The 12,121-nt window shown below is 71.6% G+C and carries 11 protein-coding genes; 4 read left to right on the top strand and 7 right to left on the bottom strand.

The genetic code is table 11. The features are described from left to right. Nucleotides 1-353: 353 nt before the first annotated feature. Complete coding sequence (locus Voc01_RS19640; RefSeq protein ID WP_307781581.1) at nucleotides 354-1,424, top strand: type III PLP-dependent enzyme; 1,071 nt, start codon at nucleotides 354-356, stop codon at nucleotides 1,422-1,424. Nucleotides 1,425-1,572: 148 nt separating this feature from the next. After that, complete coding sequence (locus Voc01_RS19635; RefSeq protein ID WP_203928922.1) at nucleotides 1,573-3,912, top strand: putative bifunctional diguanylate cyclase/phosphodiesterase; 2,340 nt, start codon at nucleotides 1,573-1,575, stop codon at nucleotides 3,910-3,912. Between the two features lie 235 nt (nucleotides 3,913-4,147). Here the strand turns inward: Voc01_RS19635 and Voc01_RS19630 are convergent, their stop codons facing one another. The 5 genes from Voc01_RS19630 to Voc01_RS19610 form a co-directional block, all read right to left on the bottom strand. Next, nucleotides 4,148-5,491: an alpha/beta hydrolase domain-containing protein gene (locus tag Voc01_RS19630; RefSeq protein WP_203928921.1), complete on the bottom strand. Its 1,344-nt coding sequence runs from the start codon at nucleotides 5,489-5,491 to the stop codon at nucleotides 4,148-4,150. A gap of 61 nt (nucleotides 5,492-5,552) precedes the next feature. Next, the gene (locus Voc01_RS19625) at nucleotides 5,553-6,101 is read right to left on the bottom strand and encodes a QsdR family transcriptional regulator (protein WP_239160324.1); all 549 of its coding nucleotides are present in this window, start codon (nucleotides 6,099-6,101) and stop codon (nucleotides 5,553-5,555) included. Nucleotides 6,102-6,282: 181 nt separating this feature from the next. Beyond that, nucleotides 6,283-7,287 carry a hypothetical protein gene (locus Voc01_RS19620; RefSeq protein WP_203928920.1) on the bottom strand — a complete coding sequence of 335 codons (1,005 nt, stop codon included), beginning with the start codon at nucleotides 7,285-7,287 and terminating at the stop codon, nucleotides 6,283-6,285. Then, on the bottom strand, nucleotides 7,287-7,874 hold the full coding sequence (locus Voc01_RS19615; protein WP_203928919.1) for a hypothetical protein: 588 nt from the start codon (nucleotides 7,872-7,874) through the stop codon (nucleotides 7,287-7,289). The genes Voc01_RS19620 and Voc01_RS19615 overlap by 1 nt, the downstream gene beginning before the upstream one ends. Nucleotides 7,875-7,937: 63 nt before the next feature. Continuing rightward, nucleotides 7,938-8,843, bottom strand: a complete 906-nt coding sequence (locus Voc01_RS19610; RefSeq protein ID WP_203928918.1) for a L,D-transpeptidase family protein — start codon at nucleotides 8,841-8,843, stop codon at nucleotides 7,938-7,940. A gap of 51 nt (nucleotides 8,844-8,894) precedes the next feature. On the opposite strand from Voc01_RS19610, the gene Voc01_RS19605 reads away from it, so the two are divergent. Continuing rightward, nucleotides 8,895-9,623, top strand: coding sequence for a M15 family metallopeptidase (locus Voc01_RS19605; protein ID WP_203928917.1), 729 nt, complete (start codon nucleotides 8,895-8,897; stop codon nucleotides 9,621-9,623). Between the two features lie 109 nt (nucleotides 9,624-9,732). Further along, the gene (locus tag Voc01_RS19600; RefSeq protein ID WP_203928916.1) at nucleotides 9,733-10,251 is read left to right on the top strand and encodes a hypothetical protein; all 519 of its coding nucleotides are present in this window, start codon (nucleotides 9,733-9,735) and stop codon (nucleotides 10,249-10,251) included. On the opposite strand, the gene Voc01_RS19595 is transcribed toward Voc01_RS19600, so the two are convergent. Together Voc01_RS19595 and Voc01_RS53150 are read right to left on the bottom strand one after the other, a co-directional pair. After that, nucleotides 10,202-10,837 carry a response regulator transcription factor gene (locus tag Voc01_RS19595; RefSeq protein ID WP_239160337.1) on the bottom strand — a complete coding sequence of 212 codons (636 nt, stop codon included), beginning with the start codon at nucleotides 10,835-10,837 and terminating at the stop codon, nucleotides 10,202-10,204. The two genes, Voc01_RS19600 and Voc01_RS19595, sit on opposite strands and share 50 nt — an antisense overlap. Then, nucleotides 10,777-12,051 (bottom strand): hypothetical protein, encoded by a 1,275-nt coding sequence (locus Voc01_RS53150; protein WP_239160323.1) that lies wholly within the window; start codon nucleotides 12,049-12,051, stop codon nucleotides 10,777-10,779. The genes Voc01_RS19595 and Voc01_RS53150 overlap by 61 nt, the downstream gene beginning before the upstream one ends. Nucleotides 12,052-12,121: the final 70 nt, after the last annotated feature.

Genomic DNA, 12,121 nt, shown 5'->3' with positions numbered 1-12,121 from the left:
CGTCATGGCGGTCGTCGAGTGGCGTCGCCAGGGCACTGCCGGTCCGATGGGGCTGCAGGCCCGCGCGCAGCGCACGATCCGGGTCCTGTCGGCCGAGTTCGGGCCGGCGGAGCTGATCGACTCGCTGGTGGTCCGGCCGGGCGCCATGTACCTGGGTCCGTTGGTCACCGGTGGCATCACCAGCGGATCACTGCTTGGAAAGATCATGGCCGATGCCGTGTTCTACGCCGTCGCGATCGCCAGCTTCGAACTCGTCCACCGTCGGGCGACCGGAGGGCGCGGGCCGGTCGGTGCGGGGGCACCGGCCGTGAAGGCTATGAACGGAGGACGGCTTGCTCTCGCCGGTTCTGGAGATGGATCTCGACGCGGTGGCCGCGGCGTACCGCCGCATGAGCGGGGCAATGCCCGGGGTCGCTCTGCACTACGCCATGAAGTGCAACGGGTTCCGGCCCGTGCTGGAGCGCCTGAGAAGCCTGGGGTGCGGGTTCGAGATCGCGTCGTCAAACGAGCTGGACGACCTGCTCGAAATCGGGGTAGACGCCGCTGAGGTGCTGTTCAGCAACCCCGTCAAGGCTCCGGCCCAGATCGCGCACACGTTCGCGGCCGGGGTGCGGCAGTTCGCGTTCGACTCCACCACCGAGATCGACAAGCTGGCGACGCTGGCACCCGGGTCGAACGTCGTGGTGCGGCTCGCGGCCCCCGACATCGACAGCGACGTGCCGAGCGAGGGCAAGTTCGGGGTCGAGCCCGACGTCGCGGTCGACCTGCTGCTGTCGGCCCGCGACCGGGGGCTGCGGCCGTACGGGGTGGCGTTCCACGTCGGGTCGCAGATGATGCGGCCGACGGCGTGGAAGGCGCCGCTCGACGAGGTCGCGGTGATGATGGACGCGCTCGCCGACGCGGACGTCCGGCTGGAGATGGTCGACGTCGGCGGCGGCTTCCCGGCCTCGTACGACTCGCCGCCGCCGCCGATGTCGGAGTACGGGGCGGTGATCCAGGCCGGTCTCGACCGGCTGCCGTATCCCGTGCGGGCGGTGGCCGAGCCGGGCCGGGCGCTCGTCGCCGGTGCCGGCAGGCTCGTCGCCACGGTGATCGGAACCGCGGTCCGGGGCGGCCGCAAGTGGGTGCACCTCGACGTGGGCGCGTTCAACGGGCTGATGGAGAGCCTCGAGACGGGCAACCGGCTGCGCTTCCCGGTACGCGACTCGCTCGGCGCGCCGGATCCGGAGCCGTGCCACCTCACCGGGCCGACGTGTGACAGCCAGGACACGATTCTCTTCGATGTCCCGCTCTCGCCGGGGCTCACCACCGGTGACCAGGTATTTATCGAGAGTGCCGGTGCATACACCACCGTGTATGCGTCGACGTTCAATGGCTTCAGGATTCCGGGTGTCCGGGTTGTCGGGAGTGTCACTACAACTTGAGGGCCCCGTGGAGGGTGCAAAGCGCATGACGTCAGCTAGGATCAATCGCTGTTGCAGATCGATCACCCTGCGTAATGAGCGGGCACTCCAGCGCACGAATTTATTGACGTCAATTTTGGCTTAATGTCAAATTAGAGGGGCGAATTCCGTGACGCCGACGCCTACCACCGCGTCCACGCAGACCGACCGCGACGATCTCATCCTCGCGTCGCCCACGTACCGGCTCGCCAAAGGGGTCATCGCGGGCCTCGGCATCAGCTATGCGCTGAGCACCCTGATCCCGTTCTCCGAGCGTCCGGCCATTCTCGACACCGGTTTCTACACACTGGTGCTCGTCGCGGTCTGCCTGCTCGCGCTGGCCCGTCCGGTGCTCGTCAAGAGGAACCGGCCGGCCTGGTTGTTCGTGGGGCTCGCGGTCACCTCGTGGTCGATCGGCGACATCTACTGGTCGATCGCGTTCTCCGACGCCGAGGAGATCCCGGTTCCCTCGCCGGCCGACGTGTTCTTCGTCGGCCTGTACCCGCTCGCGTACATCGGCCTGATCATGCTGGCCCGCGCCGGTACCCGGCGGCTGCCCGCCTCGGTGTGGTTCGACGGCATCATCAGCTCGCTCGCCGCCGGCGCGGTGTTCACCGCCGCCACGCTGGGCGACGTGCTCGCGCAGGCCGACACCGACGAGGCGGCGTCGACGCTGACGAACCTGTCGTACCCGATCGGCGACCTCGTGCTGCTCGTGGTCAGCGTCGCCGCGCTGGCGATGGTGCGCTGGCGGCCGGATCCCGCCTGGTGGCTGCTCGGCCTCGGTGCCGCGTTCTTCGCCGTCGCCGACACCGCGTACCTGTTCACGCTGGCCAACGGCAGCTACACCGACGGCAACTGGGTCGACGGCATGTGGATGGTCGGCCTGGTCTTCATGGCGCTGGCCGGGTCGGCTCCGCGCCGCGGGCCGGTCGAGGAGATGCGGGGGTTCGCCGCGCTGCTCGTGCCGATCCTGTTCTCGCTCGCCGCCCTGCTGGTGCTCATCGTCGGCACGTTCGTCGACCTGCACCCGGTGTCGATCGTGCTCGCCAGCGGCTGTCTGGTCGCGGCCGGTGTCCGCACGGCGCTCACCTTCGAACAGACCCGGGAGCTGGCCCGCACCCAGCAGGCGGCGAACACCGACGTGCTGAGCGGGCTGGGCAACCGACGGGTGCTCGACGCCGAGCTGCCGGCGATGGTGGAGAACCTGCCCTCCGGCAGCTACCTCGTGCTCGCGATCATCAGCGTCGACCACATGCCCGACATCAACTCGATCCTCGGTTACGGCGCCGGTGACACGATCCTCAACACCATCGGCGCGCGGCTGCGGGAGAACCTGCCGGCGGAGACGATCGCCGCCCGGCTCGGCGGCACCGAGATGGCCGTGCTGCGGGTGGTCAACTCCGGTGGGCTCAACAACGTCGACCGCGACACCCGTTCGCTGATGCGCGCGCTCGCCAGCCCGGTGCAGTCCGGTGAGGCGTCGGTGCACATCGAGTTGAGCGCCGGCATCGCGATGGCGCCCCTGCACGCCAACCGCCCCGGCGACCTCATCCGCTGCGCGGTCGACGCGCTGCGGACGGCGCGGGAGAACCACACCGAGGTCGAGGTCTACGACCCGGCCGGCGACATCGGCACCGAGTTCGGTCCGAACGTGCTCGCCGACCTCGTGCGGGCCCTCGACCGGGGTGAGTTCGTCACCTACTACCAACCGAAGATCGATGTGGGGACGGGCCGCCCGGCGGCCCTGGAGGCGGTGCTGCGCTGGCACCACCCGTCGCTGGGTGTGCTCGACGCCGAGAAGGTGCGCCCGTTCGCGTCCCGCGTGGGTCTGACCCGTCAGCTCACGCGGGTGCTGCTGGAGGCGGCGCTGAACGCCTGCGCGGCCTGGCGCCGGCAGGGCATCGAGCTGGGCGTGGCCATCGACGTCACCGCGGCCGACGTGCTCGACGCGCAGCTGCCCTACGACCTGGCCCGCCTGATCAACAAGCTCGGCCTTCCGCCGCCGGCCGTGACGCTGGAGATCTCCGAGGAGGTCCTGCTGATCGACGCGCGGCGCACGGCCACCGCACTCGGGCAGTTCCGCCACTTCGGAGTGCGGCTCGCGCTCGACCACTACGGCCGGTCGGCCCCGTCGCTGACGCGGTTGCGCAACACCCCGGTCGACGAGCTGAAGCTCGACCCCTCCTTCGTCGCGCCGGTGCTCGACAGCCCGCAGGACGCGGCGGTCGTCCGGTCGACGATCGAGCTGTCCAAGTCGCTGAACATCGTCACCGTCGCCGACGGCATCGACACCAACGACGTCTTCAAGGCCGTGATCGAGCTGGGCTGCGCCGGTGTCCAGGGCGCCGCCCTGGCCCCGGCAATGACCGTCGACGCCCTGCGCAACTGGCTGGGCCAGCTCTCCCCGCGCCCGGCGTCCGGCCGCACCTGGACCACCAACACCCCCCAACCCGTCTCCCGCCACTGACCCCGACCGGCGCGCTCCGCTCTCCCACGCCGCCCGCTCTCCCACGCCGCCCGCTGCCGCCCCGCTTCCCCGCGCCGATCTTGCAGTTGTGGCCCCTGGCAAAGCAACTCATTACGCCGCAAATAGGCGGCCACAACTGCAAGATCGGCGGGCAATCACGGGGCGGCGGGCGGGGTCAGGGCCTGGTGGGGTCGAGGGCGTGAGGGGTCGGGGCCGGTGGGTCGGGCGTGGAGGGTCAGGGTGTGGGGGTGGCGGCTTCCCGTGCGTTGGACAGGGCGTCGGCTGGGAGGAGGTAGCCGGACGCGATGTTGCGCACGTCGGCCACCGCCACCCTCGCCACGTAGCCGAGGCGGGTCGGGTAGAGGCGGTCGAGGGTGGGCCGGTCGAAGGGCTGGTACGAGCCGAACAAGCGGCAGAACGTCTCGCCGGTGTTGTCGCCGTCGTTCAGGGCCGTCGGCACACTCACCTGTGACAGGCGGATGCCGCCCAGTGCCAGGCCGAGGGCGTCGCGGGCCTTGGTGCCGTCGGCGTTGAAGCGCAACGGTTCCGCGGTCGGGGGAGGGGTGCCACGGCGCACCCAGTGCTCCAGGTGGCGGTAGGCGGCGGCGGTCACGTGGTGCATCGGCACGCGGCTGAACGGCGGACGGTCACAGGAGTACTCCGGTGCGCCGCCCAGGTCGCGGTCCTGGATCGGGCGACGGTAGACCTGCCCGGCGTACCCGGAGTGGGCGCCGCCGGCCACCTCCCAGCGACGGAACCGGTCGGTGTCGGCCGGGCGGTCGGGCGTGCGGACGTCGGTCTCCGAGAGGACCTGGAACACCGGCTCGGTCCCCACGCGCGTCGGCGCCGTGCCCACGATGAACGCGTACCCGTGGAACACCGGCGCGACCTGCGGCAGCACCCGGTCGTAGTAGACGGTCATGCGGCCGGCCGACTGCGAGGCGCCGATCGCCAGCACGGTGCGGGGACGCAGCCGGCCGAGCAGGTCGCCCGCCCGCACCGCGGCGCCGGCCTGGGCGAAGATGTCGTACGACAGCTGGTCGGTGGTGTACGCGCCGCCACCGGTGACGTCGAGGGACCCGTACCGCGCCGGGCTCCAGCCGCGGAGCTGGTCGACGCCCACCCGCTGGGCAGAGACGCCGACCCACGCGTATCCGGCGCGGAGCAGCGTGTCCGGGTTCCACAGCGCGTCGAGGTCGTACCCGGCGGTGACGTTCTGCCACTCGACCAGCACCGTCCCGTTGAAGCGCAGCGGCGAAGCCGGCCGCCGCACGATCACGCGGGTGGTGTACGGGACGGCGGTGGCGACCCGCTCGCCGGTGGTGCTCCACCCGTCGGCGGTGCCGGACAGGGAGAACTCCTCCTCGACGTAGCCAGCCGCCGCGAGGTCGACGGGGGTGGAGAAGAACGGGTAGGTGTCCTCGACCCGGTCCGCGAGGCGGTCACCCGGCACGGCGCCGGGGATCGGCCCCGTGACGGTCGCTGTGGTCGGTTCGTGTCGATGGGACGCGGCGAGGGCGGGCGCCGGTGCGGCGGCGACCACCAGGCTGAGGATCAGGACGGCGGTGACGGATCGCATGGGCCGGACCATAGATATCCGGCTATCCCGAAGGCCACCTTCCGGGCCAGGCCTGCGACGCCTATCTCAACGGGCCGTGCGGCGTGAGCAGCGAACGGATGGTGCGCTCGGCCAGGGGGAGGTCGGGCTGCTGCCCGGTCAGCAGCTCCGCGTACAGGCTCGACTCGATGATGCGCACGTACAGGTACGCCAGGTGGGCCGGGTCGCCGGGAAGGGTGAGACCGGCGTTCAGCAGGATCTCCTGCTGTGCGGCGACGGCCCGCACGTGCACGCCGCCGGCGGGGGTGAACAGCACCCGGGTGGCGGTCTTCGGCTCGGTCTTGAGGAACAGCCGGAACGGCTCCGAGCGCAGCAGCATGGTGCAGAACCGGTGGGTGATCTCGAGGACGCCGTCGATGCCGGTGGTCGTGGTGCTCTGGCGGGCGCGGTTGAGCACCTGCTCGCCCAGCTCCCAGAGGACGTCGCCGAGCAGCCGGTCGCGGCTGTGCACCACGCGGTAGAGCGTGGCGCGGCTGATCGCGAGGCTCACGGCCAGCGCGTCCATCTCGACGGTGCTGTTGAGCAGGAAGAACCGGCAGGCGCCGCGCACGACGTCACGTTCGCTGATCACCCGGCGGGGCTGGGTTCTGGTGACGATGACGGGCCTCCTCGGTGACCATGCCTGTCGGTCACCACATATTTTTGCACTCTAGGTGCTGGAATCGCACTGTGGAAGTTGCCGGTCGAAAGTTGCCGATGCTGAATACGCGGAAGCGGGGAAGATCGGACGATCCTCCCCGCATCCGCACCCGTCAGAGACCGAGGAGCCGGTCGAAGAAGGCCCGGTAGCGCTGCACCGCGACGCGGTACTGCTCGGTGTCCTCGCCGGCCGCCGCGTCGAGCTCGTCGCGCTGCGCCGACACCGCCGCCGTGAACTGGTCGACGGCCTCGCCCACGAGCGACTTGACGTCGTCGACCGCCTTGCGGGGGTCGTCGACGAAGCCGAGCTGCGCCTCGCGCCAGCGGTCGCGCAGGCCCTGCGCGGCGTCGGCGGCGAAGAACCCGGCGACCGGCGCCACCGGCACGTCGCCCGGCTTGAGCTCACCGGTGGAGTCGTCGGCCGTCGTCGCGTCGGCGTCCGTCGTGTGGACCGGCGTCGTGTCGGTCGCGGTCACCGGGACCGCGGCGAAGTGACCGGGTTCGTCGTGACGCCCGTCGTCGACCGGCTCGACGACCGCGACCGGAACCGGCTCGGGCACGGGCTCGACGACGACCGCCGGCTCCTCCCGGGTCGACTCCAGCTCGTCCGCAGAGACCTCGTGCCGCCCCTCGGTGTGCCCACCGTCGTCAAAGGCGCTGTCGTGCGTGCCGCTGTCGAAGGCGTGGGTGTCGCCGTCGGCGGTGTGGGTGCCGTCGTGCCTGGCCTCCTCGGCCTCGGCCTTGGCCTCCTCCGCCTCCTGCTTGGCGTGGTCGGCCTTGGCGGCGGCATCGTCGGCCTTGTCGGTGTCCGTGCCGGTGTGGGAGTCGGTGTCGACGTGAGCGACGCCTACCGCGGCCTGGTCACCGTGGGTGCCGTCGGCGTTGTGGGCGCCGTCGGCGGGGAGCACCGTGGTCTCCGGCTCGGCGTAGGTGTCGCTGGCGTACAGGTGGCCGTCGTGGTCCTGGGGGTCACGCTGCTCGGGGACGAACCGCTCGGTCTGGTCGTCGTGGGTCAGGTGACCCGGGCCGGTCGCCCACGGGTCGTTGCGGACGGTGTCGTCAGAGGGGTCGGAGGGGTCGGTGCGGGCGTCGCGGTCCGATTCGCTGGTCGGGCGCATTACGGCTGCCTTTCTCGGTCGGGGCCGTCCGAGGGGTGGTGGGTCGAGTTGGCGAGGGGCTCGGTGCCGAGCAGGTCGGCGAAGAGCGCACGGTAGTGCACCAGGGCCTGGCGCAGCTGCTCGGTGGTGGCTTCACCGCGCGAGGTGCGTTCGTTGATCTCGTGCGCCTTGCGGTAGTGGTCGAGCGTGTTGGCGTGCTCGACGGACAGGTGGGCGAGTTGGTCGTCGTAGTCGCCGGTCGGGTAGCCCCGCTCGGCGATGAGCCGGGTCACGAGCTCGTCGGCCTCACCGACGGCCCGGTCGGGCGCGTCGACGAAGCGGACCTGGATCTCCTCCCAGGACGCCGAGTACCGCTCGCGCGACGCCGGGTCGAGCGGGCGCAGCTCGAGCTCGGCATGCCGGCGCTCCCGCTCGCGGAGCTCACGTTCGGCGGCCCGACGGTCTTCGGTCGACTCGACGACCCGGTCGTACTCCGGCCCGAACCGCTGCCGCAGCGCCCGCCGCCGGCTGGCGACGAGACCGACCGCGACGAGGACCGCGCCGACGACGAGAAGGAGCACTAAGACGATGATCAGCGTGGAAGACATGAGGGATACCTCCTTCGCCAGGGGTATTCCCAAAAGCGCATGTGATCATCCGCCCGCTCGAAGTCAGTACCGGTTCAGCACCGTCCGTGGAGCCAGCACCATTCTCGGGGCGGACGCCGGATCGAGCCACCGGAGAACGGTCAGGAGATCCTGTTCGGCCAGCGACACGCAGCCGGCGGTCGCCTTACCCGGGTTCACGACGTGCAGGAAGATGCCGCTTCCGCGGGGCGGGCTGGCCGATACGACCGGAATGTTGTAGTTGACGACCGCGAAGTACCGGTACTGCGGGGTGAACGTCCACAGCGCCTCGCTGGCGCCGCCCGGGTTCGGCCCGTGCTCGAACGTGTTGTAGCCGGACGTGGCCGGGTTCTCGTTCCACCAGTCGTCCTCGACCACGCGGTGGTAGCCGTACCGCACGCCCGGGTTGGGCTGGATGCCGTACATCGTGCCGCCGATCGAGTACACGCCGGTGGGCGTCTTCAGGTCGCCCTCCACCTTGCGGTCGGCGAACCCGGCCGACCCGATGCGCGCCTGCATGGCCGGGAACGCCGGCACCCACCGGTCACCCGACCTGGTGAAGGTCGCCAGGCGGGCCGTGTTGCTCGAGAAGCTGTCGGTCGTCACCAGCACCAGCTGCCGCGTTCCCGAGGGCAGCGTGCGCAGCCGGTTGGCGTCGTCGGCCGGTGTGCTGGTCGCCGGCTGCGTGGCCGCGTGCGTGCGGAGCCCGGCCGAGGCCGACCCGGAACTCGAGGCCGACGTGCCCGGGGCGGACCCGCCGCTCGCGCCCGGCGTGCCCGCGTCGCCTCCGGGCCCCGTCGCGGTCGGGCCCGCGGCGCCCGTCGCGGCCGCGTCGGCGGATGATCCGGGACCCGTACCGCGCGTGCTCGCCCAGACCGCCGCGCCCAGAACCATCACGAGGACGCCCGACAGCAGGGCGACCCCCAGCGTGTGCCGTCCCCGTGCGGTCACATCGCCTCCGTACCGTGTGTAGGCATGTGGCGTCGCGTACCTTACCAACGCGTGATCGTCGTGCTCACCGGGTCCCTGATGATCCTGAATACGGCCTGTTCCGGCCGCGCGGCGACGCCCACGGCGGCGCCCACCGCGGGCCCGGTGCCGAGCGCGGCGGTGAGCGCGCCGCCGACCGCGTCGCCGAGCGCGGGCACGGGGCCGAGCGGGCCCCCGTTCACCGGGACCGTCACCGCCGCGACCGCCGCCGACGTGCCGAAGAGCTGGCGGGCCGGCTGCCCGGTGGGACCCGACCGGCTCGCGGTCCTGCGGCTGAGTTACTGGGACTTCGACGGCCGGCCGCGCGTCGGCACGCTGATCGCGCACCGCGACGTGGCCGCCGGGCTGGTCACCGTGTTCGAGACGCTGTACCGCGAACGGTTCCCGATCCGGCGGCTCGACCCCGTCGACGCGTTCGACGGCAGCGACGACGCCTCGATGGCGGCCGACAACACGTCGGCGTTCAACTGCCGGCGGGCGGTGGCCGCGGGAGCGCCGACGTGGTCGGAGCACGCCTACGGCCGGGCGATCGACGTGAACCCGGTCGAGAACCCGTACCTGTTCGATCGGCGGGTGCTCCCACCCGCCGGTTCGGACTACGTCGACCGGGCGAACCGGCGGCCGGGCATGGCCGTTCCGGGCGGGATCCTGGTCACCGCGTTCGCGAAGGCGGGCTGGTCGTGGGGTGGTGAGGGGCGCTCACACCCCGATTACCAGCACTTCAGCACGAGCGGCAAGTAGTTGACTGCGCATTGACACCTCCAAGGGGGTCATGCGGACTGCCATCAAAAGGGGCAGGCTCGCAGTCGGGAACGCAATGATCACGCTGAGCAGATCAACGGGAGTGCGGATGCGGGGCTTCGGCCGGTGGGGATTCATCCTCGGCAACGTCCTCATCGCGTTCGGTGCGCCGGTGTTCGTCACGAGCCTGGTGGCCACGGTGGCCGCCGGCCGGTCCGGCACCGCGGCCGGCGACGGCGACGTGGTCGCGATCGTCGCCGGTGCCGCGTTCGTGATCGCCGGCCTCGTGGTGACGGTCGTGGCCGGCCGGAACCGCCAACTGACGCAGCCCGAACCTGGGCGCACGCCAGCGCACCTCGTGCTCCCGGTGGAGCCGAAGCCGATCCGTCCCATCGAGCCGCTGCCGCTCACGCTCAACACGCTCGACGACTACTACGGGCGGTCCGACCAGGATCTGGGCCTCCATCTCGACCTGGACGACGAGCCGCTGTTCCCCCCGAAGCCGACCGGGCACGCGTCGGTGCCGCGGCCGCGCAACGCCCGCGTCTACAACGGCGACCGGTTCTGCGAACCGCACCTCACTGCGACGCGCTCGATCGGTAGCCGCCGACGTCCTCCGGCCGGATGAGCCCGTCTTCGATCGCCCGCGCCAGCAATGCGAACCGCGACGCGACCTGACGTCCGGCCCGGGCGTACTTCACGCGGGCCCGGTCGATGTACTGCTTCACCGTGTCCTTGGTGATCGCCTCGCCGCTGCCGTCGGTCTTGGTCATCCGCCGGGCCACCGCCGCCATGTCCATGCCCTGGAACCACAGCAGTAGCGCCTCCCGTTCGCGTCCGCTGAGGCGCGGGTCGGCGAGCATGCCGCCGGCCAGCGACCGCGTGACGTACGGCCGGTCGGTGGCGACCGCCACCAGCGTGTCGATGCAGTGCTCGCGGGCCTCGTCCTTGGTGAGGTAGGCGCACGCGCCGTTCTCCAGCGCCTGCGACACCACCGCCGGGCCGCCGTGCGCCGAGAACACCACCACCCGGTGACCGGCGTCGCTGAGCGCGGCGACCTCGCCGAGCACCAGCTCGCCGTTCAGCTCCAGGTCGAGCAGCACCACGTCGACCCCGTGCGGGCGGGGCAGGAGGGGAGCGGTGGTGCTCGCGCTCAGGACCACCTCGACCCGTCGCGCGGGGTCGGCAGCGGCCCAGGCCCGGACTCCGTCGATGACGACCTGGTGGTCGTCGATGACGGCGACTCCGACCGCACGTCCATCTGCGCCTCCAACTGCGCCTCCAACTGCGCCTCCATCCGGGACCCCGACGGTGTGCTGCTCCATCGGGTCTCCACCCATATCTGCTCTCCTTCCCGGTCGACACTGACCTCGACCCCGTCATGGAGGTTGGCCGTCGACTGATCCCATCGGGGCTGGTCGATGCTACCGTCACCAACCACCGCGATCGTCACGGTATGGACATTCGATACCACAGTGATGCGGGCACGGGTAGCGGCCGCCGCGACCGCCCAGGCGGGCGCGTCGGTGAGGGCCCGGCGCACCTGCAGCGGCACGTCCGGCACCGAGCCGACCTGGTCGACGGTCACCGCCACCCCGCGCCGCTCGGCGATGTCGGCGGCCGCGCGCAGCGCGTGCACGAGCGGGTCGGGCACGTCGTCGGTCTCGGTGACCAGCCGGCGCAGCCGGGCCGCGGCACCCGCCGCGCGCTGGCGCACCTCCGGGTCGGCCGGGTCGAGGTGCCCATCGGCCAGGCCGGCCAGCACCTCGCCGGCGGCCGCGCGGGCACTGGCGTACCGGTCCTGGCGGGCCTCGTGCGCCTGCTCGGCGGCCAGCCGCGTGGTGAGCAGCGCCTCCGCGGCGGCCCGGTCGCGGGCGGTGCGCAGGGCGATCGTCTCCAGGCCGCGCTTGCCGACGTCGAGCGCCAGCTGCAGGGCGGCGACCCCGTACAGGACCATCAGCATCATCGCGAGGTTCTGCCGGTCGCCGTCGCCGCGGGTCAGCAGTGCCGAGATGCTCAGCGCCGCGTTGGCCACGACGAACACCAGGAAGCCCTGCACCGCGCGGTTCCAGAAGAGGGGCAGCGCCAACCAGCCGGCCGCCTGCCAGGCCCAGTTGGTGAACACGAACAGCGAGTCGGGCTGGATCGCGTGCATCGCGGCCGACCCGGCCAGCAGCACCACGCAGCCCACGCCGGTGAGCACCGGACCCGCGGACCGGCCACGCAGCACGAGCGGCACACCGACCGCCGCGACCGCCGCGTAGGCGAGCCAGGTGACGACCGCGACCGGGTGCGGACCGCTGGCGATCGTCGCCGGCAGGTCGTTGCCGACGTGCCAGCCGACCGCGATGAACACGAACGTGCGCGCGATCCCGGCCGTGTACCGGTCGGTGAAGATCCGTTCGGCGTCGGACAGCGGCGCGGTCATGCCGGGTCCTTGCTTCGCGGCGACCGGTGATGACCGGGCGGGCTGTGCCCGATGATGCCCTCGCACAAGT

This window comes from Virgisporangium ochraceum, assembly GCF_016863655.1.
Lineage (GTDB): Bacteria > Actinomycetota > Actinomycetes > Mycobacteriales > Micromonosporaceae > Virgisporangium > Virgisporangium ochraceum.
The sequence above is the reverse complement of the archived record's forward strand: the minus strand, read 5'-3'. Positions and strand labels throughout refer to the sequence as shown.